Raw genomic sequence first — 20,824 nt, 5'->3', positions numbered from 1 at the left:
TATCCAATGACGACTATAGGTATTCGAATTCGCCATGACAACCGCTCGCTTCTCACTCATTAATGTTGATACGACACTTTACTATCACTGCGTATCTCGCTGCGTTCGCCTACGCCATTATGAGCAACCATTACCATGTCGTTCTCCATATCAATAGAGAGAACGCCAAAGCGTTATTACCAATAGATGTCGCAGAGCGGTGGTTGGCTTTGTCTTCACATATGCCTTGTTGAAGTTTTTCTCAATAAAACTTACCGCGCAGATGAAGTGCCCGGCAGATATGCTTTCCACCAACGCTGTGTAAATTCATTCATCGTACTTAGTGTCATCACTTCGCCGAACATGGGGGTGACAAGCTCTACCTGATGAGATCGTGCCTCTTGTTCTATCTTCTCGAGTGGTTCAAACCAGGCATGGTTACTTAAATTAAATGTAGCGTTGTGTATTGGAATTAAATAATGCCCCTGAAGATCAAGATGGGCTTGCACAGTCTGTTCTGGGAACAAGTGTACAAACTGCCATAAACTGTTGTAAGCACCGTTTTCCATTAACGTCACATCAAAAGGGCCGTATTTGTCGCCAATGTCTTTAAAACCCGAAAAGTAGCCAGAGTCGCCGCTAAAATATAAGCGTAAGTCTTCATGTAGAATCACCCAAGATGCCCACAGTGTTTCGTTTCTATCCGTGAGCGAGCGGCCAGAAAAATGTTGTGATGGCGTAGCGACGATAAGAGTATTTTCATGTTGCGCTTCTTGCCACCAACCGAGTTCGGTTACTTTTTCCTCAGGTACGCCCCACTGAACCATTAAAGGTTTAATGCCAAGAGGTACATAGAAATGTTTTGTACGTTGAATCAAAGCCTTTATAGTCCGCTCATCCAGATGGTCAAAATGGTTGTGTGAGATCACTATCGCATCGAGCTGTGGAAGAGCGTCTAGAGAGAGTGCTGGCGGGGTATAACGTTTAGGCCCGGCCCAGCTCACAGGTGAAGCGCGATCAGAAAACATTGGGTCAAACAAAATATACTGTTCATCAAGACGAAGTAAGACGCTGGAGTGGCCCAACTTCACCATCGAAGGTTCAGTGCTTGCCTCCATGATGCTTAATAATACAGGCTTAACGGGCAGAGGCTCAGAAGGAAGAGGGTACTCACTGCTATTGAAGTAGATGGAATTGATCGCACCAAACAAGCCAACCTTGTTAGGTTGTTGCTCTGGGTTGTAGAACTTGCCAGCTTGGTAATTTGCTTCGGAGTTATAGCTTGGCTGAGTGCCGCAGGCTATTAGGGCAAGACTAGTTACCATCAACAAGCCAAACTTCATGGTTTCCCTTATCAGAAAAATTAGCATTTATTACGCCAGAACAACGGGTTAATTAAGGATATTCAAGCAGATGTATTAATCTGTTTGTGCTCATTCACCACCCAGCTTTCAATCATTGAGGCGAACATTTTCGGTTGATCCGCCCATGAGAAGTGACCGGCTTCGGGGAGAACATGTAGTTTACTATTAGGTAGTGCTGCATGAATACGTTCTGCATTACTGGCTTTAAATAGCACATCTAATTCCCCCCAAAATACTAATGTTGGGATCTGAATTTCACCTAGGCGCGCCGCAATTGCTTCTGACTTTGCATAAAAATCTTTAAACCAATGTATGACTTCAGGCGCCCTACCAGCATAGGAGCTCTTATAATCATCAATTTCAACGGCGCTGGCTTGATGCCTCACAGCTCCAATCTTGGCAGAATAAGCAATCAGTGGACCAGCACCTAGCAGTGCGCTAGTGGCTCGCATGAAACCAAACTTGGCTAACATGTCGATCATAAAACCAAGCTCTACTGGATTGGGATTACCGATACTGTGGCCTATCACCATACTGGTTAATCTGTGTTCGTGGTCGAGCACATAACTAAGGGCAGAGGCCATTCCTACATCAGGAGCGACAAGGTGAATGTCGTTCAGTTCAAGAGCGTCAAAGATTGCAGCAAGGTGATTTCCCTGTGCGGTTGGCGTCATGTCATGTCGATCACCTTCAGAGCCACCAAAACCCGGTAAATCTATTGCTATTACTCTGAAATTGGTAGTGAGCGATTCCCAAGAACCTGCAAAATTGAGGATACTAGCCGGGAATGGGCTGAGTAGAACAACTGTTGGTGCGTCAACGGAACCTGCTTCTGCTAAGCGAATTTTTCGCCCAGCAATAGTTCGTGTCTCCAGTGGTATATTGACAACAGGGTTTTCAAACGATTGCGCTCGCTTTTGAGCTGCTTTCACTTTAGGCCATTCTGGAGAGACAAGCAGCAGTGAGGCAGCGTTGAGCCGATCAAATAGATTCAGTTTTTTCATTTCCCATCCTTGAGTGATTTGTTCTGCAACATGAATCTTGAGCGCAGAGTTAGGCGCTTTTTCTTTATTTCAGTCTATTCATAAGATGCTAAAAGTTTAATTGCCGACGTTCCTTTTGGCCCAAAAGTCATTGAGGGATGATATCTTCAATCCTTGAACAAAAATCCCCTTGCGTTTCCGCGCTGAGGGGATTTTAGTTCTGGCCAATCAAACGTTAGGCATTACCTTGTTCAATTAGGGTTTAGGCCCGGTGACTCGTGCATAATCTACATTCAAGTCGGTGCTTTCCACGCAGCATGATACAGACGTGTTTGTGATCTGTATTCGCAGGTAGCTTACGTTAGAAGGTACGGTAAAGTTGAAGTTGATGTTCGTTGAATTACCTTCAGTTAACGAGAAACTTCTGGAGTAGATATTGCTATTGTTACTACCGTTGGAAATTCTTACTTCGCCACCGTGTGTGCCACCCGTACCGCTTCTTTGCGCCCAGAACCTTGTTTGAACGGAATATTGCTGACCCGGAACGACATTGAAGTATTGATAGACTGCTGCCCCTTGGCCTTGACCACCCGTGTTGAAATTATACGAGCCGTAACTGTGGTCCAGATTTCTTCCATTCAATCCGTTTTCGATTTCACTCCAAACGCCACGATAATTCATCTCGGGGTTACCGAGTAACTGGGTAATTTGGTAGTCATCGTTCGTGATTGTCGATGAAGCCGATTTCGCATCGCTCTCATTGTCGCGAAACCATGCTCTGAGTGAGAAATTCTCGTTACTTTCAAACACGGTATCTTCGATGGTGTTGACCTTGACTTTCAGCCAACCATTGCCAGGTGGCACGCTTACATTCGTAGCGCTACTACTCAGGTTTGCACTGACCGACGAACCATCTTCGAACTCGATAGTCACCGCCCCACTAAAATCACTGTTAATGACAGCGCTGCCGTTATTGAGTGTAAGATTAATATCTGTCGCTGATGCCGTATCTTTATCAAAATTAACGGTAAAGGTGGCTGTATTGCCCTCTTCTACCGTGCTACCGAGGACACTATCAACGTCATTTTCTCGCTGACTTGGGAATACCGTTGCAGGGTAGCAGGTGTAATCTTCTTGCGTATTTGTAGCCATAGCGCTGAGTCTGGCTGGTATAAGCCCGACTTTCACGACTTCGCCGGTCTCGGGGTGCAAACGCCAGAGGATTGTACTGTTGATATTTCCGGTCACATTTTGATTCTTAGCCGCGATGAGCATTTGGCCATTTTGGTCTAGTGTGGCGCTGGTGATGAAACCAATACTGTGGAACGCTTTTAGCGTCGCAGCGCCTGTAGAAGTGTTGATAGAGAAAGTACGAGTATTGGTGACGAACAGTAATTCGCCTTTGTAAAACACAAAGTCGCCCCAAGAACTAAAACCACTGCTGCGAAGATTTATATCGAAGTCTGCAATCGGCGTTGTAGTGCCATCCGACGGGTCGATAGAGAAGATCTCATTGTTGTTAGAGGCGAAGATTTGTCCTGATGAACTATCAAAAGCCATGCGGAAAGTGTCTTGGACGTTGCCAACGACAGTATGCTGCTTTGTAGATGGATCATAATAGGCAAGTTGAGTGGATTCTGAGGCAGCCGCGTGGAAACTTATATTTTTCAACTCCTCCGCAGTGACAAGATCTTCCAGTCCTTCTACGAAGTATCTTGTAGGGCGTGGTGCACTGACATAATAAATGCGGTTATTGATGCTGTCATAGGTCATGGCAGAGCTACTGAATGATGCTCTTGACACTGCGATCGCTCGGCTGCCGTTATAAGAGCCCGTTAGCTTTTCATTCTCTTGGATGTCTACCAAGATACCAACGTCCCCTCTGCCAGCATTAAGGGAGTATACATTTCCAAGGCATGCGGCCTGTATTGGTTGGGCAAATAAAGCGGTCACTACCAGTGAGGCGAGAATAGATTTTTTCATCATAGGCACCCTTCTCTTATTGCGTTGCTTACGGCGTCAATCGTTGAAATTGACTTACCAACTTCGCGATTGTACGAATACCTCTTCGAGAGGGGGGTTCTCATTAGTGACACTAAGCTGTAAATCAGCCTAATTAATGAAATAAGAATGAGGTAAGCATTTTAAAAGTCTGAGTGGATGCTGACGGAAATCATCAAAAATTATGCTACTAAAAAGCTGGTAGTCCATAAATTGAGCATTGGTGCGGTACTTGATGAAGTGCAGCATTCTGGGTTGCTGGCTTACCTAGAAAAAATCCCCTCGCGTTTTCGCTGAGGGGATTCCGTTAGTGGGTATTTAAACCACTTTAAGTGTGTAAATTTTTGATATTATTTATCTTTTGTGATGTTTTTTAAACAATCCACTACGATCTTATTGTCGCTATCAGAGGCAACAGTATCGAGTGCATTGTTTAAATACTCAGTGAAGTGTTTTCCGACCCTCTCTTGAATATCTCGGCCTCTACCTGTAAGAACGGTATACACACCACGTTTGTCTTTCGGGCAGATATCTCGGATGGTAAAGCCGCCCTTTTCCAGCCTTTCGACAAGACGAGTGACCGAGCTTTGGTTTAGTCCGAGCAGTTTGGCCAACTCCTGCATTCTTAATTCAGAGTTTTCAGATTCAGAGAGCAACGTCAATGCTCGGTAATCAGTCAAGCCGAGGCCGTGCTCTCTTTGCAGCTCTTTCGCTATTTGGTTTTCAACGCTGTCGACAACTATTTTAACCCTTAGCCACAACATGCTTTGCGGTATCATTTGTACGTCCTAAATATTCTTGGATAGGCGCTTATTGCCACACCACTTCTCGCGCCACATTATCTTGTACATGCATCTATATCAATCGTCAGGATTATAACTGCTGACCACAATTTGTTAACTGTATCGCAAGAATTGATGATCTGTAGCCTCAATCAGCGCTACTGGATTCTGTTTTTATCGCTGTCATCGGTGCCAACTAACTAACGTGTCAATTATTTGTATCTTTTTGTTTATTAGGTATTTATCAAAGATTTCTCTACCCGTTTAGCCACTGTCCTCCCCCTGTCAATTTGACTTCCTTGTCAACATATTTGCATGTGCAAGCATATTGACGGTCGCTGATTGTCTATATAGATTGCTTGCACATGCAACAAATTTGAGAGAAGGATTGAAGCGAACTGCAAGATTCGGAAAGTCATTTCCAGACCCGCAGCACTCTGAGTGCACACGTGAAGGAATGCAAGATGAAGAAAACCCCCTGATATTTATACCGATCTTGTGTGCCCGTATTGCCTGTTGGAGAACACAAATTTACCGGGTTACCTAACCCGGAGGAGTTCAAGAAAGCTTTCAATGGGCTCTAACTCAAAAGCGAAATTGAAGTAAAGCGTTGTAATAAAACAATAAATAAGGAGAAAGCAAAATGTTAAGTTGGTTATATCTAGGAACTGCCGTCATCTTCGAGGTTGCTGTAGCTATTTCTGCAGGTAATGCGAAAGGTTTTACACGTCCAGGATGGACGGCTGCAACCTTAATAAGTGGTGCAATCGCAACATTCTTTTTAAGCCTTGCCTTACTCGATTTTGATGTGGGTGTTGGTTATTCAATTTGGACATCCACCGCAGGCGTGGGGATCGTTATTTTAGGCGCAATGTTTTTCAACGAACGACTCAACGCTAAAAAGCTACTTGGTATTGCACTCGTTATTGGCGGTGTGATTGGGCTGCGCATGAGCGGCGCTGCGTAAGACAAAATTCAATTTTTATAAGGATATAACGATGACTTCTACAACTAAGAAATCCAGCAATACTCATGCATGGCTAATGCTCATTCTGGCAGGGATTTTTGAAATAGGTTATGCGCTCAGTGTGGGCGGTAGTGAAGCGTTTACTGTTCTCAGTTGGTCTATTTCAGCAGTGATTTTCTTCCTCTTAACCCTTTACTGCCTGAGTGTGAGCCTTAAAACCATTGATGTTGGTATCGGTTACGCTGTTTGGGCCGGGATTGGAGCAATTGGTGCATCTATATTTGGTGCGTTTGTTTTCGATCAGATGCTAACCCTCATGCAGGCTTTCTGGCTTGCCGTGATTATCCTTGGGGTGATTTGGCTAAAATTATCCAGCAGTGAAAAGTTGCAAGAAACTGAACACAAACTGGCTACTCGGTAATGTGAAATCACCAATCGAAGCACCGACGAAGTATGAAAAAAACGGCTGGAAAAAGCACAATTCAAATGGCCTACCCAAGAGAAAAACAAGTGTACACGCCGTCGATGATTTCACTCTAAGGCAAAGGGAAAATGACCCCAAAAGCAAACGGTTCATTTAGGGACGACGTCTTTAATGCTTGAACAAAAAATCCCCTCGCGTTTCCGCTGAGGGGATTTTTGTTTGGGGCAATCAAACAGCCTTACTTTGCTTTTCGCTGCTCTGCCTTCTTCGCCAGCTTTTCATTTCTGCGCTGAGTAATGATTTGGTCAGCTTCGCCACCAACATGAATTTCGCCGCGCGCCCTTGAGAGCTGCACTTGCTTTTCACGTTCACGGAAACGGGCTTTTTGCTCGTCGGTGTGTTTGTCGATGCACTTAGGGCAGCTGACGCCTTGCTCGAACGCTTCAGACTGCATGTCTTCTTCAGTGATAGGCAAACGGCAGGCGTTACACATGGCGTAACCGCTCTTTTCAAGCTGATGGTTTACTGCCACACGGCCATCAAATACATAGCAATCGCCTTCCCAAAGGCTCTCTTCCTGCGGCACTTCTTCCAGGTATTTCAGTATGCCGCCTTCCAGGTGGTAAACCTCATCAAAGCCTTGCTCTTTCATATAGGCAGTTGATTTTTCACAGCGAATTCCGCCTGTACAGAACATAGCCACTTTCTTGTGTTTGGCTGGGTCCATATTTTGGGCGACGTATTCCGGAAACTCGCGGAAGGTGTCGGTTTTTGGGTTAACTGCATTCTTGAAGGTGCCGATTTCGATTTCGTAATCGTTGCGGGTATCCACGACAAACACTTCCGGGTCAGAAATCAGATCGTTCCAATCTTCAGGTTTCACATAGGTGCCGACCACATGACGTGGGTCGATGCCTTCCACACCCAAGGTGACGATCTCTTTCTTGAGTTTCACTTTAGTGCGGTTGAATGGCTGGTTTTCGTCGAATGATTCTTTGTAGACCGTATCAGCAAGGCGAGGGTCTTTCTTAAGCCAAGCTAACAGGGTATCGATACCTTGACGCGTGGAGGCGACGGTGCCGTTAATCCCTTCGTTTGCCAGCAGCAAGGTGCCGCGAATTTCATTCTCCTCCATAAGCGCCTTCAACGGCTCACGGAGTTCCACATAATCTTCAAGGCGCACAAATTTATAGAGTGCGCATACAACGTATTGATTCATTTTATCTTCCATTTAGCGGGCTGGAGCGTAAATCCAGAGCCTTCTTAGTTGAGCGGTTGAAGTATAGCGGAGCAAGATATGGCTAAATACGGATAGAAAGTATGGTTAAAAATTTATGCTCTCTATGCTGTGCGGCGCATTTGCACTTCTGTTGCGGGTTCACCTGATAGCAAAACCAGTATTTCTGACGAGAAGCGTTGGCATGTCTTAAAGCCCATAGCTTCAAATATTGCAGGGTTTCCCGTTTCAGCAACGCACCACAGTGAGGCTGTTTTAGACGAAGGATAAGCATGTTGGACCGCGGCCAATAGCTGTCTGGCGATGCCTCTGCGACGGGCGAGGTGGTGGACGGCTAGGGTGCGGAACTGGAGGTCATGATTATCCAATCGGGTTTCAACATAGCCAATGCATTGTGTGCCTTGGAAGTAGCCCCAAAGCTCCCATTGGTCTTTTTGATTTTCTGAGCGGCTCGCTATCGCTTTTTCATTGGGCTTGTAAGTGGCTCTCAGTGTATTGAAAGCTGCATCCACAAATTGCTGAATAGCCTCGTCCTGCTGGTGAATTCTTTTAATCAAAAAAACCTCAAAGTCATTGTTTTAATCAACCGAGCCTGTTTTCGGTTTCTCGGATATTCGGGCGCAATTGTATTTTTAAACCCATAGCCTCAACAGCGTCGAAAAGTGAAAAGGCGTGGATAGCCGCAGAAATTCCCGGTGTGGCATACAGACAAGACAAAATCGGGCGTGGCGCATTGCTATTGTGTTGAGTCTTATACCCAAACAATCTGAAGATGCGCGGTTCAGCGAGTTTGACTGGTGTTGTGGTCGCGGCGTCCCTTTGCAGGTGTAGTCATCTCCATCAAAAAGGGACAACAAAGAGCACGACGCCAGTCAACTCGCCCGAAGGGAGGCCTTCAATGCGCCCACTTCGTCGTTAAACTCCACGGAAATAGAATGACTATTCCTCGCAAAATTTGCCTCGAATTGAACGCATTGATGACCTCTGAATACGAGCATCTTCAGGTTGTTTGGGTATTACCTCATCGAATTTTCTGAAGGACAAGAAATGGGCTTTTCACTTTCCTGGGTGGCGGTTAAAACCGAAAACCAAGATGCAGTATTGGAGACGTTAGCACTTACGGCAACGACAGAGACCGACGAGTATTTTGAATCTGCGTTAGCAGGTGTTGCTTTGCGGGATGATTGGTATTTGGTGGTTGTTCAGGAGGCGAATAACCTCATCATTGCTAAAGAGTCGTTGGCTGATCTTTCTCGAATCGGCATGGTCATCGCCTGTTCGGTAGAGGAGCATGTCATGGTGTCTTCCGCCGAGTGTTGGTTCGCTGGTGAGAAGCGTTGGCAGGTGACGCATAATGCGCAGGAAAGCCTCATGAACCTGACAGCAGAAGGGCAATTGCCTGCGAGATTTGAGACGTTGAAAGCGCAGTATCTGGCTGATCAAGAAGAAGATGGTGGTGAGTCGGCAGATGTCGACCATGTCTTTGAAGTTCCATTGGCCTTAGCCAGCACGCTAGTGGGTTTCAAGCATGATGAAGATTGCAGTGATGTGTTTGCTAATGGTCTACCTATGATGCTTTCAGGCAGCGATGAGTCAGAAGCGACTTTCACTTTTGAAATCAAGAAGCCATGGTGGAGGTTCTGGTGATAGTTTCCTCAGTCTGGGAGTGATTTTTATGCGTTTTTCTGGCAAGTGGATGATGCTGCTTGATTGGGTTTCACCCGAAACTGGAGCGTGCTCGGTCTAAACGGTTTTTGCACTCGAAGCATAGGGTTGCGCAGTGTAGACTGCTCGCAGAACTGACCCGATGAAATGAGGCAAATGATGCACGTACCTTCGCAAGCAAAGAATGCGTACTTGAACACACTCCAAACGGTTTTTGGCTTTGAAGGCTTACGCGGTGGTCAGCAGAATGTGGTCGAAAGGGTATTGGCCGGGCATTCTTCGGCGGCAATCTTTCCAACAGGCTCGGGCAAATCTCTCTGTTACCAGCTTCCTGCGCTTCATCTTCCTCACCTGACTTTGGTGATTTCTCCGCTGCTGGCTCTGATGAAAGATCAGCTCGATTTTCTTCGTGGAAAGGGCATTGCTGCCGCCTCGATTGATTCTTCCCTGACCTATGATGAGTCGCGCGAAGTCATGCGTTCGGTGAAAGCAGGTGAAACCAAAATCCTGATGATTTCCGTCGAGCGTCTGAAGAACGAGCGTTTCCGTCAGTTTATTTCCTCGGTACCGATTTCTTTGCTGGTGGTGGACGAAGCGCACTGTATTTCAGAGTGGGGGCATAATTTCCGTCCTGATTACCTGAAACTGCCGGCTTACCGCGCCCAGCTCAATATTCCTCAAGTTTTGCTTCTCACCGCGACGGCAACACCGCAGGTTATTGAAGACATGCGCAATAAGTTCGGCATCGCCCCTGAGAATGTCGAGGTAACGGGTTTTTATCGTCAGAATCTGGATCTCAATGTGCTTCCTTGTGCTGAGCAGGAGAAAGACGAAGCCCTACTGAGCTTGATGCAGAGCGTGGAGCTTCCTCAGCCCACCATTATTTATGTAACCTTGCAGCAAACTGCTGAGAGTGTGGCAGGCAAACTCAGAGCAGCTGGCGTTGCCGCGCAGGCTTACCACGCAGGCATGGCAAGTGATGATCGTCAGCGGATTCAAAACGCTTTTATGCGCGGTGAAATCAACTGCATTGTGGCGACCATTGCATTCGGTATGGGCGTGGATAAAGCCGATATCCGTGCGGTTATTCACTACGATTTGCCAAAATCAGTGGAGAACTACAGTCAGGAAATCGGACGGGCAGGGCGTGATGGTTTGCCGTCGGTCTGTTCGGTTCTGGCCAACCGCGAATCGGTCAGTGTGTTGGAAAACTTTGTTTATGGTGACACACCGGATTTGATGGCCATTCGCGCCGTTATTGATGAGATTGGCTCGACGCCTGCGGGTAGAGCCTGGGAAGTGATGCTGACCCGCCTTTCCAAAGAATCTAATGTGCGCCAATTGCCGCTAAAAACCTTGCTGGTTTACTTGGAGCTTGCAGGCATCATTGAGCCGCAGTTCAGTTATTTCGCCGATTACCGCTTCAAAATGCTGGTGGAGGCTGAGCAGGTATTGAACCAGTTTGAGGGCGAGAGAAGGCAGTTTGTGGAGGCGATTTTCCAATGCTCGCCAAAATCCCGAACTTGGCATAGCGTTGACTTTGATGCGCTTTGGCAAGGTTACAGCGCGGAAAGAAAGCGTGCTGTTACCGCGCTGGATTACTTTGCTGACAAAGGCTGGATAGAGCTTGAAAGCAAGCAGATGATGGACGTTTACCGTGTTACTCAGCTTCAGGCATGTCAGGGTGAGCAAGCAGCGCAGTTGAGCGAGCAGATGCATCAACTCTTCCTCACCAAAGAAGCGTCGGAAATTAACCGCGTGGAAGCCATGCTGTCGCTGTTTGAAACCGAGACCTGTTTGAGTCATCGCTTGGCAGCGTATTTCGCTGACCAACATGCGCCAGCGCAGTGTGGGCATTGTTCTGTCTGTCGTGGCAATATCGCGCTGTTGCCGAAAGCCAGTGCTCAAGCAGAGCTGGATGCTGCTGAGTTGCAGCGTCTGATCCAGCCTTTGCTTGATGCCGCCGCCAAAGACGGCACGCAAGTCTCAGCAGAGGCGGCGACAAGGTTCCTGTGTGGCATTGCTACGCCACTGACCGGACGTATACGCGCAGGGAAAATGGAAGGGTTCGGCAAGCTGGCTGCCTATCCGTTTGCACAAGTAAAAGCGCAGGTGTCAGCAATGGGTGTTTAACCCGTTTGGAGGTGCGCCGAATCTGGCTTAAATGGTATGATTCGGCCAATAATTCGGGAAATAGCGCCCGCTACGGAGTCAACATGGCAAAACTATCCCTACAAGAGCAGATGCTTCAAGCTGGTCTTATCGACAAAAAGAAAATGAAGAAGGCCGGTAAGAGCTCGAAGAAATCGCGCACGCTGGCAAAAGAAGCCAAAGCCGCCGTTGAAGAAAAGCGCGCTGCGCAGGTGGCGCAAGATCAGGAACTGAACCGTCAGAAGCAGCAGGAAGCCGAGAAAAAGGCGATTGCCGCGCAGGTGAAGCAATTGGTCGAGATGAACAAGATTGACCGCAAAGACGGTGATATCGGGTACAACTTCACTGACGGCACGCTGGTGAAAAAGATTTACGTCGATAAAGCGACGCAAGACCAATTGGTGAATGGTCGCTTAGCGATTGCCCGTGACGGTGAAGGTTACGCGATTGTTCCTGGTGCGGTGGCGGACAAGATTGTTCAGCGAGATGAAAACACTATCGTGTTGAATAACACGGTAGATGAGCAGGCGATGGACGAGGACGATCCATACGCAGACTTCAAGATCCCTGACGATCTGATGTGGTAAGCACAGCCTGTTGATTAGAAAAGAAAAAGCCCTGTTTCCGGACAGGGCTTTTTGCTTTTATAACAATCACAGTAGGTAGCAGATACTTACTACGATTGGTATTAGCTGGTGGCTTCCGCAGGCCGTTTTTTCTTGCGGTTTCTCGGGTGATTCACCGGCACAGCGGACAGCAGTGTTTGGGTGTATTCATGTTGCGGATCGGCATACAGCGCTTTTGCGTTTCCGTATTCCACCATGTTGCCGAAATACATCACCGCGACGTTATCCGACACCTGACGCACCACAGAAAGGTCGTGGGAGATGAATATCATCGCCAGGTTCATTTCCTGTTGCAGCTCTAATAGCAGGTTCAGGATTTGCGCCTGCACAGATACATCCAATGCGGATACGGATTCGTCACAAATCAGTAGCTTGGGTTTCAGTGCAATAGCCCGTGCAATGCCGATACGCTGACGTTGGCCGCCGGAAAATTCGTGGGGATAGCGGCTGGCCGCTTCTACAGGCAAGCCAACTTTGACTAAGAGTTCTTCGACCCACTGTTTACGCTCTGCGCGGGTGCCGATGTTGTGGATTTCGAAAGGCTCTTCCAGAATCATGCCCACGGTGTGGCGCTGATTAAGGGATTCCAGCGGATCCTGAAACACGATTTGCATCTCTTTACGAAGCGGGCGCATGGCGCGGGGGCTGAGGTCGGTGATGTCTTTGCCTTCAAAGAATATCTTTCCACCTGTTGGCTCATAAAGCTTAAGGATGGTGCGCCCAAGGGTGCTCTTTCCACAGCCAGATTCGCCGACCAGACCTAAGGTTTCGCCACGTTTCACGCTGAAGGAAACGCCATCCACCGCTTTAATGGTGTAGCCCTTTTTGAAAATACCTTTGCCGGAAACGAAGTGTTTGCAAAGGTTGTCGATTCTTAGCAACTCTTCCATGGTTAACCTCGAAATTCCGGAAACAGCGCAGGGTCGATCTCAGGGATATCGATCAACTGCTTGGGTTCGGTGGTCAAATCCGGCATCAGGCCGAGTAAGCGCTTGGTATATGGGTGCTGAGGGTGGTCAAACAGATCAAACACGTCAGCATTTTCAACGATCTTTCCGCCATACATCACCGCCACATCGTCACAGATTTCCGCGACTACGCCCAAATCGTGGGTGATGAATATCATCGCCATGCCGGTTTCTTCCTGCAGGTCATTCATCAGGTCGAGAATCGACGCCTGAACCGTCACATCCAGCGCGGTCGTTGGCTCGTCACAGATCAGAATGTCGGGTCTGCAGGCCAATGCCATCGCAATCATCACACGTTGTCGCATGCCGCCGGAAAGGTTATGCGGGTATTCATTGAGCCGCTTTTCCGGCAGCGGAATTTTGACTTTTTCCAGCATTTCAAGCGCGGCAGCCTGCTGCGCTTTCTTGCTCATCTCCGGGTTGTGGAGCGCCAGCACTTCGGTCAGCTGTTTGCCAATGGAATGCACCGGATTTAGCGCGGTCATCGGATCCTGAAAAATCATCGAAATCCGGTTGCCGCGCATTTGGTAAATCTCTTCCGGCGGCAAGCTGACTAAATCGGTGCCGCGATAGAGGATCTCGCCAGAGGTGACCTGCCCATAAGGCTTAGGCAGCAAGCCCATGATGGACATGGCGGTCACGCTTTTACCACTGCCCGATTCACCGACCAAACCTAGCGTTCGGCCTGCCATGACATCGAAATTCACGCCGTGGAGGATTTTCACCACGCCGTCATCGGTGGTGAATTCTGTTTCTAATCCGCGGACGCTGAGAACCGGTTCCATCATCTTTCCTGCCTTATCGCTTGTAGCGATCGTCAATCACTGTCACGGGCTCAAATGCTTTGCCTTCGTCCATGGCTTTGAGCGTTTCTTTTTTCACATCTGTATCAATCCAGAAGGTGCTCAAGCCATAAATTCGGCCAACGGTGAACAGGTAATCCATTCTTTTCTGCATCGGGTTTTCTGGGTACTGCATCCAGCGCCAGTAGCCCTGACGACTCCAAGGCAGGATGTAGCTTGGCACGACGACAGACGCATCTTGGATAATGCGTTGGATTTCATGAGCCAGTTGCTGTTTTTTGGTCAGGTCAAACTCTGAGCGGTATTGGGTGATCAATTCATCCAGCTCTGGTGTGCTGAAGTTATTGAAGTTATTAGTTTGTGGCTTATTCGCGTTATCAGAGTGGAAGTATTCCCAATACCCTGGGATCTCTTTTGAAGCCATGTTGATGAAGGCTAATTGGTGCTTTTTCTCCGACATGTATTTGAAGCCGGTAGCGCCATCAATCAGTTTGAGTTGGAAATCGAGGCCAGCCAGCTTCGCCTGCTCTTTGAGATAAGCCATGCGTGGTGTCCAGGATGGATATGGGTAGACCAACTCAAAGGAAAGGCGCTCCCCTTTGTCGTTGACGCGCACACCGTCGCCACCGACGCTGTCAAAGCCAGCTTTCGTGAAATGGGAAATCGCTAACTCTGCATCGAAGGCTGGTGGCGTTGCTCCTTCCCAAGAGTATTTTCCGTTACCTGATCCTGTGGCGTGTGGCTTACGGGTATAGTCCCCGCGGATCAGCTTTTCAATCAAACCGTCCATGTCCGTAGCATGCATGATGCCGCGTCGGATATTGATGTCACCCAATAACGGCTGAGCGGTGTTGAGCCACAATCCCCCGGCACCTTGAGGTACTTCGTTGAAGCCCCAGAAACGATGAACATAGCCTTTTTGGTAGACTTCGCCATCTGTCTTTTCATGCCAGACTTCTGGCAAGGTCAGCTCGAACACATCCAGCTTGCCTTTTTCAAAGTGTTGGCGAGCCAGATCTTGGTCTCTGATCACTGTGAAGCGTATTTTGTCGACGTTATAGCGGTTCTGATAGTACTTGTTTTCGTAACCCCACCAATCGTCACCGACGTGCTTCAGCGTCAGGCTCTTACCTTTCTTAATCTTGTCGACAAAGTATGGGCTTGCTGTCGGCTCTGCTTTGAAGTTGTATTTACGGACATAGTTGTCGTCCATGCCGTCGCCGTTTTTGTCTTTCCCTCGGCTGAAAAAGTGCGATGGCTTGGGGTTCAAACCACCGACTGTCAGCATTAACTCTTCCTGGTTTTTCTCTTCCACAGTACTAACGGCAAGCGTGTGGTCGTCGATTTTCACTACATCGGCAATGGTGTTCGTGTAGTAGTCGTTGTAGTAGGGCGCAACAATGTCTTTGGAACGGTAGAACGTGAGCATGAATTCGAAATCGCTTGCCGTGATGGCTTTGCCGTCGTTCCACTTTGCGTCTGGATTGAGTTTGAAATAGACCGTTTTGTTGTCGCCAGCAAATGCCCATTCGGTGGCAATGTCAGGTATCCAGTTCAAGGTGTCAGGGTGGCGCGTGACGAGTCCCGGTACTTCATCAAGGAAGTAAGCGCGTAAGCCTGAGTTTGAATCTGGCCCCACGGTGCGAAGCGTGAGAGGGAAGCTGGCGAGGTGAGTACGCAATGTCCCGCCACGCTTGGCTTTGTCAGACGCAAATACCGGATCGTCCCAGTTTGTCTGCCAGTCAAGGTTGGCAGGAAGTTCGGCGGCTTGCGCGGTGAAAGCGAGTGCGCTTAAAGCGGCGAGTGTGGTCAATTTAAACATGGTCACTTCCTTGTCAGACATAACGGGTGAATTTTTTCGGGTCGAATGCAGCGCGAACCGCATCACCAATAAAGGTCACCATGGTCAGCACCAGCACAGTGGCGGTGACCACTGAGGTAACAATCCATGGACTGTCGAGATTCGATTTACCTTGCTGTAGCAGCTCGCCCCAGCTCGGTGTTGGTGGCGCAAGGCCAAGGCCAAGGTAATCCAGAGCCGTCAGCGCGGTAATGTTCGCCACAATGGTAAAGGGTGCCAGTGTGATCACCATGACCATGGTGTTAGGCAGAATATGTTTTAGCAGAATACGTGTAGTAGATGCGCCAAGTGCTCTCGCGGCCATCACGTATTCCCGTGCGGATTCTTTGTAGGTCATGGTCCGCATGTACCAGGTTATCCCCATCCAGCCGAATATGACGTTGATGGCGACAAAGAGGGTAAAGGTGGGTTTGGTGATAGAGACCAATATCATGATGACGTAGAGGAAGGGGATCATCGACCAGACTTCAATAAAGCGCTGGCTGATAAGGTCGAATTTGCCACCGAAAAAGCCCATGGCACAGCCAATCACGGTACCAATCGCAAAACAGATGGTCATGGTGGTGAGGGCGTACATCATGGCGATGCGGAATCCATAGAATAAGCGCGCCAGTACGTCGCGGCCAATGACATCGGTGCCAAGGTAGTGCTGTGATTCAATGCTTGGTGCGTAAGGTGGGAATTCTCCCTCGATAAAATCCTGCTCATACGGGTTCCAAGGCACCAAAGGCATGATCACGAAGTTGCCTTTGTCTTCTTCCTCAAACAGCGCTTGAAGCTCGCGGTATTTTGCTTCGCTTTGGTAATCCTGTCCAAACTCGGTGCCGAGGCGAACATCGCTCACCACAGGGAAGAACAGCTCGCCGTTATAGCGCACCATCAGGGCTTTACTGTTAATGAAAAACTCGGCAAACAGGGAGAGCAGCAATAGGGTAGAGAGGACAATGAAAGACCAATAACCCGGTTTGATTTCCTTGAAGCGTTTGATCTTCTTTTGCGTCAGTGGGCTGAGAGTCATCATCATTCACCAAACCTTACTCGTGGATCCACAAGTGCCACACAGATATCTGAAACGATGTTACCCACCAGCAGCATAGCGGCGTTCAGTGCCACAATGGCCATCACCACCGGATAATCCCTTTCCATAATGGCTTCATAGCCAAGCAGGCCAATGCCGTCGATGTTGAACACCACTTCGATCAGGAAGGAGCCAGTCAGGAAGAACAACAGCGAGTTACCGAAATGGCTCGCCAGGGGAATCAAACTGTTCTGCATCGCGTGTTTACGCACCGCGTCTTTAAATGGCAGACCTTTAGCTATGGCGGTACGGATGTAATCGGCGGAGAGGTTTTCCATCAGGTTGTTCTTCATGGTGATGGTCAGGGTGGCGAAATCACCGATGATGTAACAAATTAGTGGCAGCACGGCATGCCAGAGCACGTCTTTGATCATCTCACCTTTGGACTCTAAATCGTCAAAGTCATCAGAGGTAAATCCACCCATGGGGAACCAGTCGAGATGGAAGGAGAAGACACTCAATAGTAGGATGCCGACCACATAACCCGGAAGGGCATAACCCACAAAGATCAGCACGGAAGAGGCGTTATCAAAGGCAGTATTGTGCTTAACGGCCTTGTAGTAGCCGAGAGGGATAGAGACCAAATAGGCAATCAGGAAAGTCATGCCGCCATAGAACATGGAGACAGGAAGCCGCTCGATAATCATATCCAGCACAGGTTCGTAGTAGCGGGTAGATTCACCAAAGTCCAGCACCAAGAGGCGGTTCAGCCACTCCCAATATGCTTCCATCACAGGTTTGTCGAGGCCATAGAAGGCGTTCAGCTCTTCCAGCTGATATTCATCCAGCGAGGAGTTGTCCTGAAAGCTCTGGGTTTGCGCCGATCCTTCCTCCATAAACTTGGATTGGGCGAGCATGCGCTCAACGGGCCCACCCGGCACAAATCGGGTGATGGCAAAGATCACTAATGTGATGCCAAGAAATGTGGGAACGACGAGCAATAACCGTCGCAATAAATACGCTAACACAGACTGACTCTCTCCCTGTCCACTGTGGCCAAAAGACCTAACTGCCTAAAGATGATGGCAAACCATTAAAATTCAGGGTGATATTTGCAGACAACCCTACTTTTACCTACAAAATTATCGGTTATAGAAATCCTGAAAGTGAATTGTGTTACGTCTTTGTGATGATTTCATCGCCCAAGAGACTTATTGCGAATTAACTCAAAAATTCACTTTAGGGTTCAGGCTACGCCAACAAAGGTTTTGACACTATCTTCTTGAACGTTATCTGGACATTTTGTGCATTAAATGTGAGATATAAATTTCCCCTTGAAAAAGTAAGTAAATGGAGAGATTATCCGCGCCCTCCCTGTTCACACTAAGTGCTATTAACCATGAACTTTACTCAGTTTGACTCTCTGCCACCGCCGCAGATCGCGGAGCGTGCTGCAGAAATTGGTGTAGCGAAAGCAACCAAAGACCCTTTCAAATCGTTCCTTCTGGCGATATCCGCCGGTATTCATATCGGTATTGCATTCATTTTCTATACAACAGTAACCACAGGTGCCGGTGACATGCCTTGGGGTATGACACGCTTTGTTGGTGGTCTGGCATTCAGTCTGGGTTTAATCCTGGTGATCATTACCGGTGGCGAGCTATTCACGAGTTCGGTACTCACTTTGGTGGCGCGAGCCAGTGGTAAGATTACCTGGGGCGCGTTGTTTAAGAACTGGCTGGTGGTTTACGGCGGCAACCTGATTGGTGCGATTCTGCTGGTGATCTGTATGTTGATCGCTCAGCAATACATGTTCGGCAACGGACAGGTGGGCATTAACGCCATGAACATCGCGCAGCACAAATTGCACCATGGCTTTTTCCAGGCTGTGGCACTCGGCATTATGTGTAACGTGCTGGTGTGCATTGCGGTATGGATGACCTACTCAGGCCGTACTCTGACTGACAAGATTCTGGTGATGATTCTGCCGGTGGCCATGTTTGTGTCGGCAGGTTTTGAGCACTGCATTGCGAACATGTTTCAAGTGCCGATGGCTATTGGTATCAAGTACTTCGCGCCTGAGTCTTTCTGGGCGATAACAGGCATGAACGTGGCAGACTTTGCGGATCTGACCTTTACCAATTTCTTCATCAACAACCTGGTGCCAGTGACCTTGGGTAACATCATAGGCGGTGGCCTGTTTGTTGGCATGTGGTATTGGATGATTTACCTGCGCGATTAAGAAGAGAAGAAGTCAAAAAGGCCAGTGAGTGATCACTGGCCTTTCTTTTGGCGTGTCATTTTTCAGGATATGTCAGCGCTAAGGGAAACAAGCAGAATTCACAGCGCTGCCCAGCACGATCAGTTAGTGCTGCTGTCATCCTTTATCTGACACTCTGGGGTTTCAGAACCTTCCGAGCAGTCAGTCGCGGTGTCGCTGGCGAGTGCAAGGCCTGAGAAAAATACTGCGAAGGTTAACATCAGTGTTTTGAACATAGTCATTTTTCTATCTCCTATTTCCATTGGAGTTATTAATTGGGTGTTTGCTGCAGCAGTTGTTCCAAGCCACCTCGTCAATATGGCGTCTTGGTAAGTTCACTTTGGTTCATAACCCGCTGAGTTTTGTTAGCGTTCGGTAATGGTTGTGTTAGGCAGGCTTTGTGTCTGAAATCTTGTACGAATGGTGATAAAACCAAAGAAGCTCCGTAAAGGAGCTTCTTTGGTATCAATCAGTTGGCGGGATATTGGGGGTTCAGGTCTCAATCGACACATCATCAAGAGGCTTGCTACAACAGCTGAGGATGTAGCCTTCTTCAATTTCTTCGTCGCTGATCCCGCCGTTGTGCTCCATATTGACATTCCCTGACAGTAACCTCACTTTGCACGAACCGCAGATCCCCATGCCGCATGCTTTGGGAATTTGTACGCCCAGCTTGGTACTGGCAGCATGCACGGTTTCGTTTTCGGTCACCGTGACAGACATGCCTTCATCAATAAATTCCACGCAGAATCCAGCTTGTGGCTGCTCATCCGCAATTTGTGCCAGTTCTGCAGACTCCTCTGCATCTTCAATGGCTTCCGGTGGTGTCTCACCGAAGCTTTCTTCATGGTAACGCGACATGTCGTAGCCGATGTCTTTAAGCATGGCACGCACGGCTCTCATGTAAGGCTCGGGGCCACAACAGTAGACTTCGCGCTGAAGAACATCCGGAGCGATGAGTTCGAGTATTTCCTGGGTCAGAAAGCCGCGATAGCCGTGCCAGCTCTCGCCGATGTCGTAGCGTTCACAGATGATACTGAGCTCGAAATTGTCGATGCGTGACGCTATCAGTTCGAGCTCTTTCTTGAAGATGATGTCTTTTGGAGTTTGAGCGCTATGGACAAATTTCATGTCGACCAAACTGTTGGTGTCGTACCACCACCTTGCCATTGACATGACGGGCGTAATGCCAACGCCGCCAGAGAGGAATAGCGCTTTGTCGGTAGAGAAATCGATGCAGTTGAAATTGCCTACAGGGCCATGAACGGCAATCTCATCTTCTACCCGAAGGTTGTCGTGAAGCCAGTTAGAGACCAACCCATTTTTGACCCGTTTCACCGTAATTGAAAAGCTGTACGGAACTGAAGGGGAGGACGACATTGTATAGCTGCGCATGATCTGCTCGCCACCAATCTCCAGCTCCAAGGTCACAAACTGGCCTGGCTTGAAGAAAAACATGATGGGTGTCTGGCTCATAAAGCAGAAGGTTTTTACATCATGTGTTTCCTGAATCACCTTAACGCAGCGCACGACGTGACGTCCATTTGCCCATGTCTGGGTATTAACCGGGTTCAGGCTGTCTTCGGGTAAGGGTTCCAGTTCGTTCATAGTGATTTTCCCTAAGATTTTTCGCGGTTTCCTGCAGCGATTTTGGGGTGGATTCAGGGTTTCAGATTACACAGGCACGACATACTCATACCTGAATGCACCACCCTGAATTACCCACAATTTGCCA

At 48.2% G+C, this 20,824-nt stretch carries 19 protein-coding genes and 1 pseudogene; 7 read left to right on the top strand and 13 right to left on the bottom strand.

Features of this window, described 5'->3' with window-relative positions; genetic code table 11:
- Positions 1-34: 34 nt before the first annotated feature.
- Positions 35-209 (top strand): annotated as a pseudogene (locus tag K6Q96_RS12485) (alpha-amylase family glycosyl hydrolase); the annotation flags it as partial.
- Between the two features lie 42 nt (positions 210-251).
- On the opposite strand, the gene K6Q96_RS12480 reads toward K6Q96_RS12485, so the two are convergent.
- From K6Q96_RS12480 to K6Q96_RS12465, 4 genes are all read right to left on the bottom strand, one after another.
- Positions 252-1,322 carry an MBL fold metallo-hydrolase gene (locus K6Q96_RS12480; protein ID WP_251876146.1) on the bottom strand — a complete coding sequence of 357 codons (1,071 nt, stop codon included), beginning with the start codon at positions 1,320-1,322 and terminating at the stop codon, positions 252-254.
- A gap of 62 nt (positions 1,323-1,384) precedes the next feature.
- The gene (locus K6Q96_RS12475; RefSeq protein ID WP_251876144.1) at positions 1,385-2,347 is read right to left on the bottom strand and encodes an alpha/beta fold hydrolase; all 963 of its coding nucleotides are present in this window, start codon (positions 2,345-2,347) and stop codon (positions 1,385-1,387) included.
- Between the two features lie 234 nt (positions 2,348-2,581).
- Positions 2,582-4,192, bottom strand: a complete 1,611-nt coding sequence (locus K6Q96_RS12470; RefSeq protein WP_251876142.1) for a hypothetical protein — start codon at positions 4,190-4,192, stop codon at positions 2,582-2,584.
- Between the two features lie 485 nt (positions 4,193-4,677).
- Complete coding sequence (locus tag K6Q96_RS12465; RefSeq protein WP_251876140.1) at positions 4,678-5,106, bottom strand: MarR family winged helix-turn-helix transcriptional regulator; 429 nt, start codon at positions 5,104-5,106, stop codon at positions 4,678-4,680.
- Between the two features lie 646 nt (positions 5,107-5,752).
- On the opposite strand from K6Q96_RS12465, the gene K6Q96_RS12460 reads away from it, so the two are divergent.
- Both K6Q96_RS12460 and K6Q96_RS12455 read left to right on the top strand, forming a co-directional pair.
- Positions 5,753-6,076, top strand: coding sequence for a DMT family transporter (locus tag K6Q96_RS12460; RefSeq protein WP_062660737.1), 324 nt, complete (start codon positions 5,753-5,755; stop codon positions 6,074-6,076).
- 31 nt (positions 6,077-6,107) lie between these two features.
- Positions 6,108-6,497, top strand: a complete 390-nt coding sequence (locus tag K6Q96_RS12455; protein WP_251876138.1) for a DMT family transporter — start codon at positions 6,108-6,110, stop codon at positions 6,495-6,497.
- 241 nt (positions 6,498-6,738) lie between these two features.
- Here K6Q96_RS12455 and trhO read toward each other — a convergent pair whose 3' ends face one another.
- On the bottom strand, positions 6,739-7,719 hold the full coding sequence (trhO, locus tag K6Q96_RS12450) for an oxygen-dependent tRNA uridine(34) hydroxylase TrhO (protein ID WP_251876136.1): 981 nt from the start codon (positions 7,717-7,719) through the stop codon (positions 6,739-6,741).
- A 122-nt stretch (positions 7,720-7,841) separates the two neighbouring features.
- Positions 7,842-8,294: a GNAT family N-acetyltransferase gene (locus K6Q96_RS12445; protein WP_251876134.1), complete on the bottom strand. Its 453-nt coding sequence runs from the start codon at positions 8,292-8,294 to the stop codon at positions 7,842-7,844.
- Between the two features lie 490 nt (positions 8,295-8,784).
- Here K6Q96_RS12445 and K6Q96_RS12440 point away from each other — a divergent pair, with 490 nt between their 5' ends.
- The 3 genes from K6Q96_RS12440 (at position 8,785) to K6Q96_RS12430 (ending at position 12,140) form a co-directional block, all read left to right on the top strand.
- Complete coding sequence (locus K6Q96_RS12440; protein ID WP_251876132.1) at positions 8,785-9,384, top strand: hypothetical protein; 600 nt, start codon at positions 8,785-8,787, stop codon at positions 9,382-9,384.
- A 174-nt stretch (positions 9,385-9,558) separates the two neighbouring features.
- Complete coding sequence (locus K6Q96_RS12435; RefSeq protein WP_251876130.1) at positions 9,559-11,535, top strand: RecQ family ATP-dependent DNA helicase; 1,977 nt, start codon at positions 9,559-9,561, stop codon at positions 11,533-11,535.
- Between the two features lie 83 nt (positions 11,536-11,618).
- Positions 11,619-12,140, top strand: coding sequence for a DUF2058 domain-containing protein (locus K6Q96_RS12430; protein WP_251876128.1), 522 nt, complete (start codon positions 11,619-11,621; stop codon positions 12,138-12,140).
- A gap of 101 nt (positions 12,141-12,241) precedes the next feature.
- Here K6Q96_RS12430 and K6Q96_RS12425 read toward each other — a convergent pair whose 3' ends face one another.
- The 5 genes from K6Q96_RS12425 to K6Q96_RS12405 are packed head-to-tail and all read right to left on the bottom strand — an operon-like array spanning position 12,242 to position 17,857.
- Positions 12,242-13,069: an ABC transporter ATP-binding protein gene (locus tag K6Q96_RS12425; protein ID WP_082804245.1), complete on the bottom strand. Its 828-nt coding sequence runs from the start codon at positions 13,067-13,069 to the stop codon at positions 12,242-12,244.
- 2 nt (positions 13,070-13,071) lie between these two features.
- Positions 13,072-13,935 carry an ABC transporter ATP-binding protein gene (locus K6Q96_RS12420; protein WP_251876126.1) on the bottom strand — a complete coding sequence of 288 codons (864 nt, stop codon included), beginning with the start codon at positions 13,933-13,935 and terminating at the stop codon, positions 13,072-13,074.
- Between the two features lie 10 nt (positions 13,936-13,945).
- Complete coding sequence (locus tag K6Q96_RS12415) at positions 13,946-15,772, bottom strand: extracellular solute-binding protein (protein ID WP_251876124.1); 1,827 nt, start codon at positions 15,770-15,772, stop codon at positions 13,946-13,948.
- 13 nt (positions 15,773-15,785) lie between these two features.
- Positions 15,786-16,832: an ABC transporter permease gene (locus tag K6Q96_RS12410; RefSeq protein ID WP_251879643.1), complete on the bottom strand. Its 1,047-nt coding sequence runs from the start codon at positions 16,830-16,832 to the stop codon at positions 15,786-15,788.
- Positions 16,832-17,857, bottom strand: a complete 1,026-nt coding sequence (locus tag K6Q96_RS12405) for an ABC transporter permease subunit (protein WP_251876122.1) — start codon at positions 17,855-17,857, stop codon at positions 16,832-16,834. Before K6Q96_RS12405 ends, K6Q96_RS12410 begins: the two co-directional genes overlap by 1 nt.
- Before the next feature lie 371 nt (positions 17,858-18,228).
- Between K6Q96_RS12405 and focA the strand changes: the two genes are divergently transcribed.
- Positions 18,229-19,071, top strand: a complete 843-nt coding sequence (gene focA / locus K6Q96_RS12400; protein ID WP_251876120.1) for a formate transporter FocA — start codon at positions 18,229-18,231, stop codon at positions 19,069-19,071.
- Between the two features lie 119 nt (positions 19,072-19,190).
- Here focA and K6Q96_RS12395 read toward each other — a convergent pair whose 3' ends face one another.
- Together K6Q96_RS12395 and gbcB are read right to left on the bottom strand one after the other, a co-directional pair.
- Positions 19,191-19,331: a hypothetical protein gene (locus K6Q96_RS12395; protein ID WP_251876118.1), complete on the bottom strand. Its 141-nt coding sequence runs from the start codon at positions 19,329-19,331 to the stop codon at positions 19,191-19,193.
- Positions 19,332-19,581: 250 nt separating this feature from the next.
- Positions 19,582-20,697, bottom strand: coding sequence for a glycine betaine monooxygenase reductase subunit (gbcB, locus tag K6Q96_RS12390; RefSeq protein ID WP_251876116.1), 1,116 nt, complete (start codon positions 20,695-20,697; stop codon positions 19,582-19,584).
- Between the last annotated feature and the right edge of the window lie 127 nt (positions 20,698-20,824).

The organism is Grimontia kaedaensis (genome assembly GCF_023746615.1).
Lineage (GTDB): Bacteria > Pseudomonadota > Gammaproteobacteria > Enterobacterales > Vibrionaceae > Enterovibrio > Enterovibrio kaedaensis.
The sequence above is the reverse complement of the archived record's forward strand: the minus strand, read 5'-3'. Positions and strand labels throughout refer to the sequence as shown.

Coding starts and splice junctions, on each gene's coding strand:
- K6Q96_RS12480 (WP_251876146.1), bottom strand. CDS start 1,322: ATGAAGTTTGGCTTGTTGATGGTAACTAGTCTTGCCCTAATAGCCTGC.
- K6Q96_RS12475 (WP_251876144.1), bottom strand. CDS start 2,347: ATGAAAAAACTGAATCTATTTGATCGGCTCAACGCTGCCTCACTGCTG.
- K6Q96_RS12465 (WP_251876140.1), bottom strand. CDS start 5,106: ATGATACCGCAAAGCATGTTGTGGCTAAGGGTTAAAATAGTTGTCGAC.
- K6Q96_RS12460 (WP_062660737.1), top strand. CDS start 5,753: ATGTTAAGTTGGTTATATCTAGGAACTGCCGTCATCTTCGAGGTTGCT.
- K6Q96_RS12455 (WP_251876138.1), top strand. CDS start 6,108: ATGACTTCTACAACTAAGAAATCCAGCAATACTCATGCATGGCTAATG.
- trhO (WP_251876136.1), bottom strand. CDS start 7,719: ATGAATCAATACGTTGTATGCGCACTCTATAAATTTGTGCGCCTTGAA.
- K6Q96_RS12440 (WP_251876132.1), top strand. CDS start 8,785: ATGGGCTTTTCACTTTCCTGGGTGGCGGTTAAAACCGAAAACCAAGAT.
- K6Q96_RS12435 (WP_251876130.1), top strand. CDS start 9,559: ATGATGCACGTACCTTCGCAAGCAAAGAATGCGTACTTGAACACACTC.
- K6Q96_RS12430 (WP_251876128.1), top strand. CDS start 11,619: ATGGCAAAACTATCCCTACAAGAGCAGATGCTTCAAGCTGGTCTTATC.
- K6Q96_RS12425 (WP_082804245.1), bottom strand. CDS start 13,069: ATGGAAGAGTTGCTAAGAATCGACAACCTTTGCAAACACTTCGTTTCC.
- K6Q96_RS12420 (WP_251876126.1), bottom strand. CDS start 13,935: ATGATGGAACCGGTTCTCAGCGTCCGCGGATTAGAAACAGAATTCACC.
- K6Q96_RS12415 (WP_251876124.1), bottom strand. CDS start 15,772: ATGTTTAAATTGACCACACTCGCCGCTTTAAGCGCACTCGCTTTCACC.
- K6Q96_RS12410 (WP_251879643.1), bottom strand. CDS start 16,832: ATGATGACTCTCAGCCCACTGACGCAAAAGAAGATCAAACGCTTCAAG.
- focA (WP_251876120.1), top strand. CDS start 18,229: ATGAACTTTACTCAGTTTGACTCTCTGCCACCGCCGCAGATCGCGGAG.
- K6Q96_RS12395 (WP_251876118.1), bottom strand. CDS start 19,331: ATGACTATGTTCAAAACACTGATGTTAACCTTCGCAGTATTTTTCTCA.
- gbcB (WP_251876116.1), bottom strand. CDS start 20,697: ATGAACGAACTGGAACCCTTACCCGAAGACAGCCTGAACCCGGTTAAT.